This is a genomic window from Kitasatospora sp. NBC_00240, from assembly GCF_026342405.1.
In the GTDB taxonomy this organism is placed as follows: domain Bacteria; phylum Actinomycetota; class Actinomycetes; order Streptomycetales; family Streptomycetaceae; genus Kitasatospora.
On record NZ_JAPEMU010000001.1, the window covers coordinates 9,105,879 to 9,123,437 of the forward strand.

The window sequence follows — 17,559 nt, forward strand, 5'->3', positions numbered from 1 at the left end:
CCCGTCCTGAAGGCCTCAGGGACGCGGCCGCACGTGCAGCTGGAGCCCGCTCGTACCCGCGGGCTCCACGCCGGGCAGCAGGCGCATACCGTGGTCGTAGTCGCCGCCGGTGAGCGACCTGAAAGGGACCGGCGCCTCCGTGAACAGCCCGCCGAGCCGCCGCCCGTACGCCTCCCGCACCGCCGCGAATCGCTCCTCGGCGACGTCCACCGACCCGTACACCGCGAACGGCTCCAGCGGTGCCATCCCGGTGAACCAGAACAGGCCGTGCTGGAGCGGATGGAGGACGTCCGCCAGCGGCCCGTGCACACCCCGGTCCGAGAAGGCCGACTCCCGCGCGCCGACCGTCACCGCCAGCAGCGCCCGCCGCCCCGCCAACGCCCCCTCGCTGTAGGGCGGCGGGACGGACGGCCCGTGGGCGAACTCGAAGGTGAACACCCGGTCGATCCAGCCCTTCAGGATCGCGGGCACCGAGAACCACCACATCGGGAACTGCAGGATCACCGCATCCGCCCAGCGCACCTTCTCCTGCTCCGCCGCGATGTCCGGCGACAACCGCCCCGCCAGCGTGGCCGCGCCGGAGTCGGCCAGCACGTCCAGCCGCCGCTCCGGGCCGAGACCGGGAAAGTCGTCGGCGTCGACACCCGCCTTCCACTTCATCGCGTAGAGGTCGGAGGTGCGCACCTCGTGCCCGGCCGCGCGCAACTCCCGCGCCGCGTGGGCGGCCAGCGCCGCGGTGAGCGACCGGGGCTCGGGATGGGCACTGACGATCAGGATCCTCTTGGGTGCTGCGGTGTCTGCCATGCCCCCACGCTCCCCCGCCCGCGGGCGGGCAGCCAGTACCTCCGTCGACCGCCGGAACGGCAGTCCTGGTACTGCCAGGGCCACCCATAATGGATGCCATGGACACTGTCGAGCCCGACGAACGCACCGTCGTCCCCGCGGCTGCCGCCGGCTCCGCCCCGCTCGAAGGCCTCGGCGATCCGCACCGGGCCCTCGGCGGGTTCCTGCGCGCCCGGCGCGGCCGGGTGGCGCCGGAGCGGGTCGCAATCGCCGGGGGCGGACGGCGCCGGGTGCGCGGACTGCGCCGCGAGGAAGTGGCCCAGGCCGCCGGCATCAGCGTCGACTACTACGTCCGCCTCGAACAGGGCCGGGCCACCCGGCCCTCCGCCGAAGTGCTCGACGCACTGGCCCGGGTCCTCGACCTGGACGCCGCCGAGCGCAGCCACCTGGCCACCCTCGCCGGGAGCAGGAACCAGCCCGCGCCCCGGGCCCAGGTCGGCCCCGCACTGCTGCGGATCCTGGACTCCCTGACACCCCTCCCGGCCTTCGCGACCGACCACCGCCTGGAGGTGGTGGCCTGGAACCCACTCGGCGGCGAACTGATCGGAGGCTTGGGCGACCCCGGCCGCCGGGACCGCAACAACGCCAGATTCCTCTTCCTGGACCCGGCCTCCCGGCAGGTCCACCCCGCCTGGGAGGAACGGGCGGCCGAGGCCGTGGGCCAGCTCCGGGTCGCCGCCGGCCGCTCGCCCGGGGACACGGAACTCACCGCGCTGCTCACCGAACTGGCCGAGCAGAGCGTCGACTTCCGCAGGATCTGGGCCACCGGGGAGGTCGTCATGTGCGCCGCCGGCCGCAAGGAACTCCGGCACCCGGCCGCCGGCCTGCTGGCCCTGGACTACCAGACCCTGCACGTCCCGGCCGCGCCCGGCGAGAGCGGGCTGGTCGTGCACGTGTTCTGCGCCGAGGAGGGCAGCCCCGAGGCCGCCGCCCTGGCGGACCTCGGCGCCGCCCTCCGTCCGTCCGTCGTACCGAACGCCTCCTCCCGCAGGCTGCCGTAGGCCGCCGGGCAGGACGCGCACGAGGTGCGTGGGCCGGAGCGGCGCCTTATTTGCGGGCCGACCGTCAGCGGCGTTCCTGACGCCGGCGCAGCGCCGTCACGATGCCCGGTCGTTTCCGGACGGCGCTGCGACAGGTCGCCGATGTGGGTGAGGTTCTGCTGGGAGGCCCGGCACCGCCACCACGCGACGGTGCCGTCGGCGACCGGCTCCATCGGGTGGGTGCGGCCCGGGCAGGTCGGCCACTGGACGAACTCGCATCCGGCGAGGTGGTCCTGGACCAGCTCCGTCACGAAGACGGTTGGTCCACCGAGACCGGCGAACGCCGCCGCCGTGACCGCGGCTGCGCCGTTCGATCGCCGACCGCGCACCGTCGCTGCCGGCCAGGTCACCAGTGGTCGGCCGTGGGCTGCTGGAGCGCCGGGCCGCCGGAGTGCGGGCTGCGGACATAGGCCGCCGGCGGGCTCGGCAGCGCGGCGACACAGGCGCGGGAGCAGGCGTTGACCAGCAGCGGCAGCACGTCCGTGGCCACCTGGAGGGAGATCCACACCTGGCGCGGCCGGGTGATCGGTCCGTCGCAGACGCTGCAGGTCCCACCGGTGTCGGCACTGCCGGCCCTCGGGTCGAGGGGCGGGAACGGCGGCCGCACCTTCTTGTTCCCGTACAGCGCCCGGATGCTGACGCGACTGCCCCGCAGCAGGGGGCACCGGGTCAGCTCGTACGGGAACCAGTGCAGCCGGTACGAGGTGTAGGGGTCGAAGGACTCCAGCGAGGCCATCGCCCCGATCTCCGGCGGGATCCGCACAAGGTTGCTGCCATAGAGTCCGAACTCCCGGACGGCGGTCAGCCGGGCGATCGTCGGCGGCAGGGTGACGATCTGCCGGCGCTCCCCGGGGGCGAGCTCCCGCAGCGGGTGGAACTCCTCGCGACCGTCCGCCGCCGCCTCCTCGACCAGCTCCAGCAGCCGCAGCCATCCCGGGGCCGAGGTGTCCTGCTGCTCGGCGTGGAACGCGACGCGGCGCCGGTCGGTCGCCCGGCCCTGGTCGAAGCAGCCGCAGCTGTCCTGGTAGGCACTTCGGCCCTCGGCCGTGGCGGGGGGCTGCGGGCGGGTGCTCATGCGGGCCACCCTAGGGGTCCTCGTGGATGCCGTGGTGAGTGGGTTCGGGCGATCGTCCGCCGGCGAACGCCCCGGACGTTCTCGCGGTCGCACCCCGGTGAGGACCGCCGGCGACCGGGCCGATCCCGCGCGGCGTTCCCCTGCCTCCCCGCGCGTCTCTCAGCAGGTCCAACGGCCGGGTGGTGACGGATCGTTCCCGAGCCGGATGTGACAATTCGCCCATCCTGCCCCCCTGTCGGGACACCCGGGAGCCGCCCCATACTCCAGGATCTGGCCGGACGGCGGGACGGCTGTCCGCCGAGACGAAGGGAAGCGGGGCACAGTGAACGCAGTGGCTGCGGGGACATGGAAGCTCGGAGACCAGGAGATCAACCGGATCGGCTACGGGGCGATGCGGCTGGCCGGCAACGGCATGGCCGGGAACTCGGACGGTCCGCCGATCGACCGCGACCACGCTGTGCGCCTGCTGCGTCGGGCGGTCGACCAAGGCGTCAACCACATCGACACGGCCGCCTTCTACTTCTCCCCGCTGCGCTCGGCCAACGAGCTGATCAACCGCGCGCTGTCCTCCTGCCGGGACGACGTGGTCGTCGTCACCAAGGTCGGGCCGGGACGCGATCCGTCCGGCGAGTGGCAGGCCATGGCCCGCCCCGACCAGTTGCGCGGTCAGGTGGAGGAGAACCTGCGGCAGCTGGGCCGGGACCACCTCGACGTGGTGAACCTGCGTCGCAACGGGCCCGACACGCACTCCGTCGCGGAGCACTTCGGCGCGCTCGCCGAGCTGCGCGAAGCGGGCCTGATCCGACACCTGGGCCTCTCCAACGTCCGTCCGGAGCATGTCGTCGAGGCCCGGGCCGTCGCTCCGGTGGTCTGCGTGCAGAACTCCTACGGACTCGACTGGCGTCGGGCCGACGAGAGCGGCCTGGTGGACCTCTGCGGCGAGCTCGGCATCGCGTTCGTCCCGTTCTTCGCGGTCTCCGGACTGCGCCGAGAGGCGGCGGCCGGGCAGGAGCGGGACGACCGGGTCCGCGCGGTGGCCCGGGCCCATGCCGCGACGCCCGCCCAGGTGCGGCTCGCCTGGACTCTCCGGCGCGGGTCGCACGTGCTGGCCATCCCCGGGACGACGGACCCGGCCCACCTCGACGAGAACATCGCGGCGGGTGCCCTGCGGCTGACCCCGGAGGAATGGGAGCTGCTCGGGGCGCCGGTCGCTGACGGCCCGTGATCCCGTGGTGCCCGTCCCCGGCCGGCGAGCCAGGGCCGATCGGGCACCTGAGCTGGACCGAGCCGCTGGTGCGGCGGGACGGCGACACCTGGCTCCTGTACCCGCACCGGGCCGCCCTCGACGCCGGGCGGCCCGACCGCGTCCTGCCGGTCGGGCCGCCGTTCCGTCCGGCCGGTGCCGGCCCGGCGGTCTAGCCCCGGTGCCGGTGCGTCCCGCAGAATGCCTGGTAGGGCTTCTTCAGCCCCTGGACCTGGCGGAGTTCGGCCTGCCACTGGATGTCGATGACGCCGCGCCGCAGGACGAACAGCTGATTGGCCTGGCGGGCCAGCAGGGCGCGGTAGGCCTGGACCGGAGCGTCCGCCTCGGGGACCAGCTCCGCCACCAGGTCCTCCAGGAAGCAGAACGGGCAGCCCTGCGACAGGACGTTGCGATCCCTCCCGATCCCGGCCGCCTCCAGCCCCCAGACCACGATGCCGCCGTCCGGTCCGACTCCGATGATCAGGCCCGGCGTCGTCTCCTGCAGGCAGACCGCCAGGAGCCGGCCTCTGAACTCCCCGGGGTCCACCCGCCGGGCCGGCCCCACGTAGCGGGACGCGAAGAGTTCGAGCAGGGGGGACAGGTGGGTCAGCAGGGCGAGGCCGATGAGCACCCAGGAGACCGGCACCAGCCAGCCGGGCCCCGTCGACCAGCCGACCGCGAGCCCGGCGCTGCTCCAGAAGCCGGCCGACAGCCGGTCGGTCAGCCGCGGCCCGCCGGCCCGGAGCCACAACCGCAGCACCGACCAGCCCGCCAGCACCGGAATCGCCAGTACACCGAACATCTGCCATACATCCATCGCCGCCCCCTTGCCCGATCACGCGGCCGCCGGCCGCCCCCGGAGGCAGGATGCCCGGGCCGCCGTCCAGGCATCCACATTCTTCTGATTGATCGTCATATTCCTTTGTTTCCTTGCCGCACGGGAAAATCCGCTGCGCACCGGGCCGCCGGTGCGCATGTTCCGTGCGGTGTGCGGTGTGCGGTGTGCGGTGGGGCGTCAGGGGTGCAAGATGCTGAGCATGTCCGGCGACCGGGACGGCACGTCCGGTCGGGCCGGTGGTGCCGGAAGGCCGTCCCTCGGCCCGCCGGCCCGCCGTGCGGGGCAGTTGCCCCGGCGCGGCCGGGATGGTCGACGATCAACCCGCCGTTTGGCACCGGAGTTGGGGGGCAGTCGCACTCGTAGGCAGGGAGCGCGGTCCGGGTGGCAGCACCGCATCCGGGTGGCCACTGCCGAGGCTCAGACCCGGCCGCCGAGACAACCCTCTCCGGCGGCCGGGGAGCCCGGGGAGCCCGGGGAGCCCGGGGAGCCCGGGGTGTCAGTACGAGAGGTGAACGGCCCTAGGTGACAGCTGAGGTGACGTAGTCTTTCTGGGCCTTCCCGGCACCCAGGTGTCCAACTCGCGCTGGAAGCAAGGTAGTCGGCGACAGTCAGTTCGTCCCGCAGAGCCTTCGGACGCACGTTCGGCGAGGTCGGGGGTCCTCGGTCCGCTGGGGGCGGGGGAGCAGGGCTGCGGTCAGGGCGGTCTCGGGCATCGGGGCGGCTGCCACCTTCGGCTGGGCGGACCACGCTCGGGTTGATCATGGTTCCGGGGGCCCAACGACCGGGCCTCCTAGTGGTAACGAGCCTGCTGGACGCCCTGTTCGACCGCCGCCATCACCGGTGCGGCGGCTCGTCCGCCGTCGCCTCCGGCGTCGACTTCACCTCGGCCTGCGCCGCCGCCGTCGCCTCCGCGGCCGGATCCGCGCCGTCGGGCGCCGGCGCGGCCTCCGTGCGCTCCGCCGGGGCCGCCAGTGCCCAGCGGATCGCCCTGGTCACGCCGTGCCCCAGCAGCGGCACGGCGGTGCTCTCGATCAGAGGCAGCCTGGGCAGCCGTAGTTCGGTCCGGGCCCAGCTCGGCAGCAGGGCCACGGCGCCGGCGGCGAGCGCGGTGTACGCGGGGCGGGCCACCAGCGGCAGTGGCGGGCGCAGCAGGAGGTACCGCGCGGTGTCGAAGGCCTCGTCGGTGGCCCGTAGCTCGGGCCGGTAGGCGTCGATCCGCGCGGCGAGTTCACGCTGGTCGCGGGGCGGGTCGACGACGCCGAGCGCGGCGGCCACCCGGGCGGCGTCCGCCACGTACCCGTCGTATCCGGCGTCGTCCAGCGGCCGGTCGCCGTAGCGGCGGTGGGCCCGGAGGAAGCTGTCGACCTCGGCGGCGTGCACCCAGCCGAGCAGGTGCGGATCGGCCGCGCGGTACGCCTGACCGTCCGCCGTCGTGCCGCGGATCCGCTCGTGCACGGCCCGCACGTGGTCGACGGCACGCTGGGCGTCCTCGGCGGTTCCGAAGGTGGTCACCGCGAGGAAGGTGCTGGTGCGCTGCAGCCGACCCCAGGGGTCGCCGCGGAAGCCCGAGTGGCCGGCCACCGCGGCCATCGCGACCGGGTGCAGGGACTGCAGCAGCAGGGCGCTCAGTCCGCCGATGAACATGGAGGCGTCGCCGTGTACGGCCCGGACGGGTCGCTCCGGGCCGAACCATCGGGGGCCGGGGGTGTCGTGGATGCGGCTGCGGTTGGCCGGGCCCTGCGGACCGGCCACCCGCGCGAACAACTCGGCCCCGAACCGCCGCCGGGCGGCTTCCAGGGCGGGCATCGCGAGGGAGTACGCGCTCACGCCTGCCACTGTAGGCCGGTGGGCGCGTCCGCGGGGGTCGATCCACGGTTCGGAGTCGGTTCAGGGCCGACCCGCAAGGCACCGGCCGGTCCGGCCCTGCCCCACCCCGCCGCCCTTCGACCCGCCGCGCGCCCCGCCCCGCCTTGCTGTCTCCCGCCCTGCCCCGCCTGAGCCAGCCGTCTCGGCCCCCGCCCGGCGCCGCCCCGCTGCCTCAGCCCTCCGTCCAGCCGTGCCGGCGCCCGAACTGGAGGAGCCCGCGCCGGACCTGCAGGATCTGCTCCCCGGTCAGCGTCGGTGCGCACTCCATCAGGAGTTCGGTCACCTCGTGCCGGAACTCCTGGGCGGTGAGCACGTCGCACAGGGAGTCGTCGTCCTCGCCGACCACCGCGACGGCGGCCGGCGCCGGGTCCGCGGGCTGCGCGGCCACCCCGGCGGGCAGCCGGACGGAGGAGGCCTTGAGGCCCCGGTCCCCGTCCTCGATCTCGAACTCGACCGCCAGGCCCGAACGCACCGCGGCCTCGGGGATCAGCATGTCGTTAGCATGCAGAAAGACGTCCTCCCCGCCGTGGTCGGGGGCGATGAACCCGTACCCCCGAGCGCCGTCGTACCGCACCACTCGACCGGAGACCACACGACCGGAAACCACACGAACCCCCACCGACACCCCCGGGCCCGGTGCCCGAAAACCTCCGCAGAAGCGTAGTCGAGTTTGAGTTCCGGCAGAACAATTACGCGAGTCCCGAGAGCCTTGTCGTGGCGGTCGTGGCGGTCGTGGCGGTCGTGCCGAGCGCCGCGAGGCCCGACATCCGGGTGGACCGGACCGGGTTCCAGGCACCGGTGACCGGCTTTCGCGCGGACCGGACGACCGTCCGGCAGATCGAGATCGACAACCGTCGAGTTGCGGCAGCGGAACTTCCTCCAGCCGCCCGGCACCCCGTTGCCCCGCCGGCGGGTGATCCGGGTGCTCTGCGGGGACCGGCGGTTCGAGTTCCTGCTCGTCCGGGAACGCCTCCGGACCGCGGGGCTGACCGGCGCCCCGGGCGCCGCCCGCCCTGTTCCCCCGGCCCGCCCGCCGTGCCCCCCGGCCCGCCCGCTGGTCCGCCGGCGTGCTCCTGAGCCCCGGCCGTGCGCCGCCGGGCCCGATGTCAGTGCTGCCCGCCATGATGATCCGTATGAAGGACGCAGCCATTCTGGCCTCTCCCGCCGCGTACGCCGATGCCGTCACCACCGCCGTCCGGGCGGCTGCGGCCTACTACACCGACGGCTCCACACCGCTCGGTGACGACGAGTACGACGCGCTGGTGCGCGCCATCGAGGCCTACGAAGGCACGCACCCCGACGAGGTGCTGTCCGACTCGCCGACCGGCAAGGTGGCCGGCGGCGCGGTGGTGGGCGACGTCCCGCACTCGGTGCCGATGCTCTCCCTCGACAACGTCTTCTCCGCCGAGGAGCTCGCCACCTGGGCGGCCGGGCTGGAGCGCCGGCTGGGCCGGCCGGTGGACGGCTGGTGCGTGGAGCCGAAACTGGACGGCCTCGCCGTGGCCGCCCGCTACCGCGCCGGCCGGCTCACCCGGATCCTGACCCGCGGCGACGGGCTGGCCGGCGAGGACATCACCCATGCCGCGGACGACGTCCTCGGCCTGCCCGCCACCCTCACCGAACCCCTGGACGTGGAGTTGCGCGGCGAGGTGCTGCTCACCACCGACCAGTTCGAGACCGCGAACGAGATCCGTACCGCCCACGGTGCCCTGCCGTTCGCCCACCCCCGCTCGGGCGCGGCCGGCACCCTGCGCGCCAAGGACCGCCCCTACCGGGTCGAGCTCACCTTCTTCGCCTACAGCGCCACCGGCCTGCCCGGCCTCGGCCACAGCGACCTGCTGGCCCGGCTCGCCGACCTCGGGGCCAACACCGCCGCCAGCACCCAGGCCGCTCCCCGGCGCTGCGCCACGGTGGAGGAGGTGCAGCAGCGGGTCGACGAGATCGCCGCCCTGCGGGCCGTGCTGCCGTTCGGCATCGACGGCGTGGTGGTGAAGGCCGACTCGGCGGCCGACCAGGAGCAGGCCGGCTCCGGCTCCCGCGCGCCGCGCTGGGCCGTGGCCCGCAAGCTGGCCGCACAGCACAAGGTGACGCGGCTGCTGGAGGTGGAGTGGAACGTCGGCCGGACGGGCATCATCGCGCCGCGCGCGGTGCTGCAGCCGGTGGTGATCGACGGGGTGACCGTCACCTACGCCACCCTGCACAACCCGGCGGACATCACCCGCCGCGACCTGATGATCGGTGACCAGGTCTTCATCTACCGGGCCGGCGACGTCATCCCCCGGGTGGAGGCACCCCTGGTGGACGAGCGAACCGGCGCCGAGCAGTCGATCGCCTTCCCCGAGGTCTGCCCGCGCTGCGGGGACGCCATCGACCGGACGCAGCAGCGCTGGCGGTGCGTACGCGGCCGCGGCTGCCAGGCGGTGGCGTCGATCCGCTACGCGGTGGGGCGCGACCAGTTGGACGTCGAGGGCCTGGGTGGCACCCGCGCCGTGCAACTCGTCGACGCCGGCCTGGTCGCGGACGTCGCCGACCTCTTCGCCCTGACGAGGGAGCAACTGCTGGGCCTGGAGCGGATGGGCGACACCAGCGCGGACAACCTGCTGGCCGCAATCGAGACCGCCCGGGCCCAACCGCTGAACCGGGTGTTCTGCGCGCTGGGTGTCCGCGGCACCGGGCGGACCATGTCGCGGCGGATCGCCGCGCACTTCGGGAGCATGGCGGCGATCCGGGCCGCCGACGCCGACACGCTGGCCGAGGTGGACGGCATCGGCACCGAGAAGGCGCAGGTGATCGTCGAGGAACTGGCCGAGCTCGGCCCCGTCCTGGACAAGCTCGTCGCCCAGGGCGTCGGCACCGCGGTCACCGTGCCCACGGCGCCCGCGCCGGCCGGCGCGGCACCGGACGCCGCCGAGGAGGGTGGCCCCGGCACCACGGGCGGCCCACTGGCCGGAGAGGCCGTGGTCGTGACCGGCAGCATGACCGGCGCCCTCGCCCCGTTGTCCCGCAACGAGATGAATGAACTGGTCGAACGGGCCGGCGGCAAGGCCTCCTCCTCGGTGTCCTCGCGTACCACCCTGCTGGTCGCCGGCGAGAAGGCCGGCTCCAAGCGGGCCAAGGCCGAGCAGCTGGGCATCCGGATCCTCACCCCGGAGGAGTTCGCCGACCTCGTCGCCGACCACCTGTCCTGAACCGCCCCGCCGCCGAGGGACCGGGCACCCCGATCGACCGACCCGGGGCGCCCCAAGCCGGGCCGGTCGACATCCCCGGGCGGCCGCAGGGGATCAACGAGGCCACGCAGATCACGAGCCCCCGTGGTCGGGACTCCGCCGGCCGCCCGGAGACGGACCACGCCGTCGGCGAGCTCCAAGAACTGTCGCGCACCCGGATGGTGACTTTCCTGATCTGACGAAGCGTCAGTTAACTTGGTCGAGCAGGTCGGTGACATCCGCGAAGACCCTCTCGCCCGCAGCCGCGGCGGCGGGCGAGAGGGTGTCGAGGGTGAGGAATCCATGGATCATTCCAGCCTCGCGACGGTGTCTGACCGGAACCTCCGCGGCAGCCAGCCGGGCGGCATAGGCGTCGCCCTCGTCCCGCAGCGGATCGTGCTCCGCGGTGATCACGACGGTGGGCGGGAGCCCGCCGAGATCGACGGCATGCAACGGGCTGACCTCGGGGTGGCCGCGCCGGGTCGGGTCCGGGACCCATTGCTCGGCCCCCCACGCGACGTCGTCGGTCGTCAGGCCCCAACCCGTGGCCATCGACCGGGTGCTGGGACGGGAGAGGGTCAGGTCGGTGTTGGGGCACACCAGGATCTGGGCGGCCGGCAGCGGCCCGCCTTCGTCGCGCAGCCGCAGGCAGGCGAGTGCGGCCAGGTTGCCGCCGGAGCTGTCACCCATGACCACGGTCGGGCCTGCGATCCCGGTACCGGCACCCCCGCCGGCGACGGCCCAGCGGAGCACGTCCACGCAGTCGTCGACGGCCGCCGGCCACGGGTGCTCCGGAGCTCGGCGGAAGTCGACACTCAGCACCGCCGCACCGGTCCTGAGGGCCAGTCTGCGGCAGGCCCGATCGTGCGACTCCAGATCGCCGATCGTCCACATCCCGCCATGGAGGAACACGACCAACGCCCGGACCGCCGCCGACGGCCGGTAGAGGCGAGCCCCCACAGCGGTCGGGCCGACCGTCAGATCCTCGACGTGCGCGATCTCGGGGCCCGGGGGTCGTGCCTCGGCACGGACTCGTTGCGCGCGTCTCAACTCCACGGCGCCCACGGCGCGGGCGGGCGGTCCGGGGTCTCGCCGAACAGCCTCGATGAAGGCGGTCAGTTCGGCATCGGCGAGCGAAGGATCGACGGGTTCGGCCATGCAGGCAGGATGCCACCTTGATTCGAACGGCGGCAGCCGGGAGCAGCCTCCCGACCAAGAACCTGCACACCCCTTCCTGATCCGACGCGTGCCGATCCCCAGCAGGTGACACCAGGCGCCTCGCGATGGGCGGTGCCGGCCGTCGGATCCCACCGGGGATACTGGGGGCATGGACGGCTACCGGGGGCCTGCGACGCTTGAATGGTGGGCCAACGGGTCGCTGTGCCTGGGCGCCGTCGATGTTCGTGTCACCGTCCGTGATGCCGGGAGCGCCTGGGCCTGCGACGCGATCTTCGATGCCGAGCAGTTGTCGCCGGACGAGCGGGAGGTCTTCGAGCTCTGCATGGCATCCGATCCGCTCTTCACCCTGCGCCTGGGCGACGGGAGCACGCTCCTGGTCGACGCCGTCGTGGCGGGGGAGGCCGGACACCTCGCCCTCACCTCCTGCGATCCTGCGGGGCCGGCTGGCTGAGTCGGCGCCGGGCGCCCGGGCATCTGGGCATACGAGAGCGCTCGGTCGCGGAAGTCGCCAGGGCGTGCAGGTTCAGGTGAGGGCCTTCGCGGCCGCGCCCGCCCGGGGAACCCCGTCGATCGCCACGCAGATGCCGAAGACCCGGTCATGGCCGGTCCAGCCGTTGACGCGGCCCCGGTTGTTGCTGATCTGCACCCGTCTCCGGGCCCGGTCCACGGACGACACCAGGTGCAGGTACACCGTCCCGGCCACCCGGGCGAGGACGATGTCCCCGACGCCCAGCCTCGACGGGTCGACCGGAGCCACGACCACCTGCTGTCGGCTGCGGATCAACGGAACCATCGAGGAGCCGCTGGGCCGGAACTCCACGGTGGCTCCGCCGGCCACCCTGCCCGCCACGGCATCCAATGCACCCATGGGGGGATCGTGGCAGATCCGGTCCGGGCGCCCCACCGATTTATCTCGCCGCACTCCCGTCGACGGTGCGGAGGTTCCCGCAGGCGGCGCCGGCTGCGCTAGTCACCGGAGGAATCGCCCGATCGGTTCAGGCTCCGCCGGCGGCGCTTCGCGGAGCGGCGCAGCAGCTCGCCCGCGCCGAGGGTCATGCTCGCCACCACCCGGGCCCAGCGCGGCCCGCCGCGATCTGCCCACACCACGCAGACACAGCCGCCGACGGTCAGCGCCAAGGCGCCCAGCAGCACCAGAACGATCATGTTTCCACCCCTGTCTCGTTGGTGCGAGCCGGATCGACCGAGCCGGACCCGGTCATTGCCGGATCCGTTCGGCCAGGTCGCTTCGTCCGCTGCCGGCCGGGCCGTCGAACGATCCGCCTTGCACGCACAGTCAACCATCGCCGTGCGCCGGTACCGCCGCGGATCCGGCCCGGGGCGCGGTGTTGTTGCACCCGCGTGACACGGGCCGGTGCGGCCGTGGGCGCCCGGGAGGCCGCCAGGCGTCGGTGACCGGCTGCCCCCGCATCGCTGCTGCCGGGCGCCGCAGGCGCGGTCCGTCGCCCGCTGGGCCGATCAATCGGGCAGGGGCGCGGCCGGGCCACGTCGGGGTGCCTGGCGCGTCGTCAGGACCGGCGATCGTGCGGGCCGGTCGGCGGCGCAGCCGCTGCCTCCCCAGGTGATGCCGGGGACGCGAAGGTCACAGCCCGCATCCGAACCTCCGGGCGGCCCTGGCCCGGCCGCGCCCCGTTCGGTCCAGCGAAATCGGGTGCGGAGCGTAGCCGACATCGAGCCGGTCAGGGCAGTTGTACGGCCGAGGGGCGAGCGCAGTGACGTACCGTGACCTGATGGTGCTGGGGCTCCGGGCGCCTCGGGCGGCGTGCGCGGTGCGAATGTCAGCTCCGTGGCCGACACGGTGACGGAGAGTTGAACATCCGCCGGCGCCACCCGGCCCCGGCGTCCGTCCGCGTCGTGCCGCCGAGGAGGCAGCAGGCGGAGAGTGGTGGCGGTCATGGCGGTCATGGCGGTCATGACGGTCATGACCGTCATGACGGACTCCGGGGTCGACTGATACCTGGAGGAGAGGAATTGACGGCTTGAAGCTGTTGCCGCTCCGTTCACGGAATCCGGTCCCGTCCATGTGCGAATGAATCGGGAATTCACCGGACGGGAACGTTGGACGGCTTCGCCAGGGCGGGCATAGAGTAGGTGGCACATCGATTTTCTGACCCTGCCGAAGCCCATGTCCGCACGTCGGGCCTGGTTTCGAGGAGAGGGGTCGTCATGGCTTGGCGGCTCCCGGTCAGCCTGGAAACCCTGCTTCATCGGATCGACGACCGATTTCCCATGCGCAGCACGGCATTCGACGGATCCATCGGTGACGCGGAACAGCGGGCGCCTGGTTCGGAGAGCGATCACAATCCGTGGTTCGGGCCCGGAATTGTCACTGCAGGTGAATTCACCCGCGATCCGGCGCACGGGCCGATCATCGTCGGGGAGTGCTGACCTGCGGAGGTGGCCATGCCTGCCAACGAGACGCTCCCGGTGGTGTACGTCCGCGGCTTCGCGGGCGACACCCGGGGGATCGACAAGGCCGTGGCGGACCCGTTCTACGGCTTCAACGAGGGTTCGACGCACATCCGGGTGGGGGCCGGGAACAAGCCGAGCTTCTACCAGTTCGAGAGCCCGCTGCTGCGCCTGCTGCTCGACGAGGGCTACGAGATCCGGGTCCAGGGCGGCCAGGAGGCCTATCTCGACGCGGCCGAGAAGGTTCCGGCGAACACCGTCTGGGTGCACCGCTTCTACGACGCCGCCGCCAGCAGCTGGGGCGCTCAGCCGGAGGAGTACCGGCTGGAGAACGCGGCGGGGAGCCTGCTGGCGCTGATCGAGAAGATCCGCGCCAAGGCCGGTGTGCCGCGGGTGCACCTGGTGGCGCACTCGATGGGCGGTCTGATCTGCCGCTGCCTGCTGCAGAAGATCCTCCCTGAGCGGGGCGAGGATCCGGGGGACTACGTGGACAAGCTCTTCACCTACGGCACCCCGCACGGCGGCATCGCCTTCGAGCACGGCCTCGGGCTGCTGGAGCGGCTGCGGGACGCTACCGGCATCAACGGCGCCGACATCTTCGGCCCGGAGCGGATGTACGAATACCTGACCCCCGCCGGCCTCCAGGACCGCGACGGGCCGCCCGACGGCTGGGACCCCCGGCAGATGCCGGGCGGGTTCCCGCCCGAGCGGGTCTTCTGTCTGGTCGGCACGAACCCGGCGGACTACGGGGTCGCGATGGGCCTGTCCTCGGCGGTGGTGGGGGCCCGCAGCGACGGGCTGGTGCAGATCGACAACGCCTACGTCCCCGGCGCGCACCGGGCGTACGTGCACCGCTCGCACAGCGGAACCTACGGGCTGGTCAACTCCGAGGAGGGCTACCAGAACCTGCGCCGCTTCCTGTTCGGCGACCTGCGGGTGGCCTCGACGCTGGTCGGGCACCGGCTGCCGGCCGACGACCAGGTGGAATGGCAGGCGGAGGTACGGCTTTCGGTGCGCGGTCTGCCGATCGTGATGCACGAGCAGACGGCGTCCCACTGGTGCCCGGTGCAGCTGCCGCGGACCCGTACGGACGGCGGGCCGGAGCGGGACGTCCCGCTGGTGACCACCTTCCTGTGCAGCCGGCTGGCCCCGCGCGAGGGCGTCGGCCCGGTGCGGCACGCCCTGCACCTGCGGGTGCTGTCGCTGCGCAGGGTGGACGGGTTCCTCAGCTTCGGCGACCACCTGGAGCAGACCGCCGACCTGGACGACATCCTGATCGTCGACGTCGGCTCGCGGAACGGCGCCGGTACCGGCGCCGCCGGTGCAGCGGCCGCGGGCGCCGCACCCGAGGTCTGGGCGGTGTGGAACAGCACCGTCGAGGGCGCGATCCGGGACCACACGCCGAGCGGTCCGCCGCTGGTCGACGTGAACCCCGCCGCCGGGGTGTGGCGCGCCGAGATCCCGCTGCCGGAGACCATCCGCCCCGTGCTCGGTGCGGACGCCCGGATCGCGCTCACCGTCACGCCCTGGACCTGACCCGGCCCGCCGGCCCGGGCACCCGGGGCGGGCACACCACCCTCCGGAGCGCGAACGGACTCACCTGGCGGCCGTCCAGCTGCGTCGCCGGCGCGGCGACGGTCTCCTCCGGGTCGTCGTCGCTGCCGGCGGCCGCCAGGTGAGGCCGTTCCCTGGGCGGCGCATGCCCCCGGCCGCGCGCCGCGCCGGGTGGCGGGCGACGCTCGGGGCTACCGTCGAAACCCAGAGGTACCGGGCGGGGCCTGCCAGGCCCCGGTCCGTCCGGTCCGCCCACCGCGGTTACGGAGGATCCATGACCGATGTCGAGCCCCCGGCCCGGAACGGGGCCGAACGCCCTGGAGCCGGCACGCCGGGTGCCCCCACGCCGGGCGCCCCCACGCCCGCGGCGTCCACAGTCGCGACGTCCACGGCCGGGAGCGCCGGTGCGGCTGCGCCACCGGTGACGGCCGCCCAGCGCTGGCTGGCCCGACTGGCCTGCGCGGCGGCGCTCGGCGTCGTCGTGCTGCTGCTCCTGGGCGGCCTGACCAGCCTCGCCGTCCTGCTCGTCGGGGTCCTGGGTCTCGCGGCCACCCTCGCGGCGCTCTGGTGGTTCCTGAGCAACCGGGGCCCGCTGCGCTGGGCCTGCGCCGTGGTCGCCGTCGCGGTGCCCGTGGCCGTGACCGTCTACTACGTCGTCCGGCACCAGCTCTGGGTGATCGTGCTGGTGCTCGTCCTGGCCGCCACGGCGGCGGCCGCCGCCAGGGCGGCCCTGGTCCGTGGCCGGCCGCGGACCGCCATGCCGGAGGTCCGGACGCCGCCGCCGGCCCGGCCCTTCCTGATCATGAATCCCCGTTCGGGCGGCGGCAAGGTCGGGCGCTTCGCCCTGGACACCAAGGCGCGGTCGCTGGGCGCGGAGGTGGCGCTGCTGGAGGGCCCCGGGCAGGTCGACGTCGCCGCCCTGGCCCGGACGGCCGCGACCGGCGGCGCCGACCTGCTCGGCGTCGCCGGCGGCGACGGCACCCAGGCGCTGGTCGCCGGGATCGCCGCCGAGTTCGGGCTGCCGTTCCTCGTCGTCTCGGCCGGCACCCGCAACCACTTCGCGATGGACCTCGGACTCGACCGGGAGCGGCCGGACGCCGGGCTGGACGCCCTGGACGACGGGGTCGAGATCCGTCTCGACCTGGGCCTGATCGGCGGGCGGACCTTCGTCAACAACGCGTCGTTCGGCGCGTACGCGGGGGTCGTGCAGAGCCCCGCCTACCGCGACGACAAGACCGGCACGATCCTGCAGCTGCTGCCCGAGATGCTGTCCGGCCGGCAGGGCGCCCGGCTGGTCGTCCGGATCGACGGCGGGCCGGCGATCGAGGACCCGAAGGCCCTACTGGTGAGCAACAACCCGTACGGGTCGGGCGACCCGGCCGGGCTGGGCCGGCGCACCCGGCTCGACACCGGGCGGCTCGGGGTCATCGCGATCACCGTCGACAACGCCGCCCAGGCGGCCGGCCTGCTGCGCGGCCGGCACGCCAAGGGGCTGAGCACCTTCCTGGCCCACGAGGTGGTGGTGGAGTCGGACGCCGCCGAGATCCCGGTCGGCATCGACGGCGAGGCCGTGCTGATGCCCACGCCGGTGCGGCTCACCATCCAGCCGCTGGCCCTGCGGGTGCGAGTGCCGCGGAAACGGCCGGGCACCCCGCACCGGCCGGCCGTCGACCGGACGGTCCTGCTGCGCCAGGCGTTCTCCAGCGGTTCGCCGGCCGCGTCCTCGGCACCCCGGCGTGGGCGGCACCGGTAGCGGGACCGGGGACTGGGGACCGGCCCCCGCGCCGGCCGGCCTGCTCCTCGCGCGGGGCGGGCGTCTACGCGCGGCCGCCTACGTACCGGCCGTCGTCGTACCGGGGGGCGCCGTCCCGGTTCAGCCCGCCGGGCCTGTGTTCGACCACTTGAGTTCGAATTCCAACTCGAACTCGCCGTCGTCCACCTCCACCTCCAGCTCGCTGCGCAGCTCGTCGGGGATGCGCAGGCTCAGCACCCCCGGGCCCAGCTCCAGCTCCGCGTTGCCGCCGTGCCGCAGTGCGGCGGCGAGTGCCTCCAGCTGGTCGGCAGCCTCAAGGCGGGACAGCGATCGCTTCTGTTCGAACTTGAGGTCGCTCACGGATTCCTCCGGTTCCTCGGGAACAGCGGACGCCCTCGAGTCTGACCCCGCCCGTCGGGCCCGGGCATCCCCCCGGGCGGGTGAACCCGTCGCCCTGTCCCGGTGAAATCCTCGGCGCCGCGCGGGCCGGACGGGCTCGGAGCCGTCCGGCCCGCGCGGCGCCGAGGAGCGTGCG

The 17,559-nt window shown here is 73.9% G+C and carries 16 protein-coding genes; 7 read left to right on the forward strand and 9 right to left on the reverse strand.

From position 1 onward, the window contains the following. Positions 1-15: 15 nt before the first annotated feature. Positions 16-804: an NAD(P)H-dependent oxidoreductase gene (locus OG689_RS38635; protein ID WP_266326333.1), complete on the reverse strand. Its 789-nt coding sequence runs from the start codon at positions 802-804 to the stop codon at positions 16-18. Positions 805-902: 98 nt separating this feature from the next. Here OG689_RS38635 and OG689_RS38640 point away from each other — a divergent pair, with 98 nt between their 5' ends. Continuing rightward, entirely contained in the window at positions 903-1,844 is a 942-nt protein-coding gene (locus OG689_RS38640) for a helix-turn-helix transcriptional regulator (RefSeq protein WP_266326335.1), read from the forward strand. Between the two features lie 385 nt (positions 1,845-2,229). Here OG689_RS38640 and OG689_RS38645 read toward each other — a convergent pair whose 3' ends face one another. Then, entirely contained in the window at positions 2,230-2,958 is a 729-nt protein-coding gene (locus tag OG689_RS38645; protein WP_266326337.1) for a leucine-rich repeat domain-containing protein, read from the reverse strand. A gap of 331 nt (positions 2,959-3,289) precedes the next feature. Here OG689_RS38645 and OG689_RS38650 point away from each other — a divergent pair, with 331 nt between their 5' ends. Next, positions 3,290-4,183, forward strand: coding sequence for an oxidoreductase (locus tag OG689_RS38650; RefSeq protein WP_266326339.1), 894 nt, complete (start codon positions 3,290-3,292; stop codon positions 4,181-4,183). Between the two features lie 190 nt (positions 4,184-4,373). On the opposite strand, the gene OG689_RS38655 is transcribed toward OG689_RS38650, so the two are convergent. The 3 genes from OG689_RS38655 to OG689_RS38665 form a co-directional block, all read right to left on the reverse strand. Next, entirely contained in the window at positions 4,374-5,018 is a 645-nt protein-coding gene (locus tag OG689_RS38655) for a hypothetical protein (RefSeq protein WP_266326341.1), read from the reverse strand. A gap of 855 nt (positions 5,019-5,873) precedes the next feature. Then, entirely contained in the window at positions 5,874-6,845 is a 972-nt protein-coding gene (locus OG689_RS38660) for an oxygenase MpaB family protein (RefSeq protein ID WP_266327748.1), read from the reverse strand. A gap of 232 nt (positions 6,846-7,077) precedes the next feature. After that, positions 7,078-7,497 (reverse strand): cold shock domain-containing protein, encoded by a 420-nt coding sequence (locus tag OG689_RS38665; protein ID WP_266326343.1) that lies wholly within the window; start codon positions 7,495-7,497, stop codon positions 7,078-7,080. Positions 7,498-8,038: 541 nt separating this feature from the next. Here OG689_RS38665 and ligA point away from each other — a divergent pair. Next, a complete protein-coding gene (gene ligA, locus OG689_RS38670; protein ID WP_266326345.1) occupies positions 8,039-10,093 on the forward strand; it encodes an NAD-dependent DNA ligase LigA in 2,055 nt (684 codons plus the stop codon). Between the two features lie 225 nt (positions 10,094-10,318). Here ligA and OG689_RS38675 read toward each other — a convergent pair whose 3' ends face one another. Further along, on the reverse strand, positions 10,319-11,269 hold the full coding sequence (locus OG689_RS38675) for an alpha/beta hydrolase (protein ID WP_266326347.1): 951 nt from the start codon (positions 11,267-11,269) through the stop codon (positions 10,319-10,321). A 169-nt stretch (positions 11,270-11,438) separates the two neighbouring features. On the opposite strand from OG689_RS38675, the gene OG689_RS38680 reads away from it, so the two are divergent. Then, the gene (locus tag OG689_RS38680; protein WP_266326349.1) at positions 11,439-11,741 is read left to right on the forward strand and encodes a hypothetical protein; all 303 of its coding nucleotides are present in this window, start codon (positions 11,439-11,441) and stop codon (positions 11,739-11,741) included. Between the two features lie 72 nt (positions 11,742-11,813). Here the strand turns inward: OG689_RS38680 and OG689_RS38685 are convergent, their stop codons facing one another. After that, on the reverse strand, positions 11,814-12,158 hold the full coding sequence (locus tag OG689_RS38685; protein WP_266326351.1) for a S26 family signal peptidase: 345 nt from the start codon (positions 12,156-12,158) through the stop codon (positions 11,814-11,816). A gap of 98 nt (positions 12,159-12,256) precedes the next feature. Next, positions 12,257-12,454: a hypothetical protein gene (locus OG689_RS38690; RefSeq protein WP_266326353.1), complete on the reverse strand. Its 198-nt coding sequence runs from the start codon at positions 12,452-12,454 to the stop codon at positions 12,257-12,259. 1,020 nt (positions 12,455-13,474) lie between these two features. Here OG689_RS38690 and OG689_RS38695 point away from each other — a divergent pair. The 3 genes from OG689_RS38695 (at position 13,475) to OG689_RS38705 (ending at position 17,024) form a co-directional block, all read left to right on the forward strand. Then, the gene (locus OG689_RS38695; RefSeq protein ID WP_266326355.1) at positions 13,475-13,696 is read left to right on the forward strand and encodes a hypothetical protein; all 222 of its coding nucleotides are present in this window, start codon (positions 13,475-13,477) and stop codon (positions 13,694-13,696) included. Positions 13,697-13,711: 15 nt separating this feature from the next. Continuing rightward, positions 13,712-15,253 (forward strand): alpha/beta fold hydrolase, encoded by a 1,542-nt coding sequence (locus tag OG689_RS38700; protein WP_266326357.1) that lies wholly within the window; start codon positions 13,712-13,714, stop codon positions 15,251-15,253. Between the two features lie 292 nt (positions 15,254-15,545). Then, positions 15,546-17,024: a diacylglycerol kinase family protein gene (locus OG689_RS38705; RefSeq protein WP_266326358.1), complete on the forward strand. Its 1,479-nt coding sequence runs from the start codon at positions 15,546-15,548 to the stop codon at positions 17,022-17,024. Positions 17,025-17,144: 120 nt separating this feature from the next. On the opposite strand, the gene OG689_RS38710 is transcribed toward OG689_RS38705, so the two are convergent. Beyond that, positions 17,145-17,384, reverse strand: coding sequence for an amphi-Trp domain-containing protein (locus tag OG689_RS38710; protein WP_266326360.1), 240 nt, complete (start codon positions 17,382-17,384; stop codon positions 17,145-17,147). Positions 17,385-17,559: the final 175 nt, after the last annotated feature.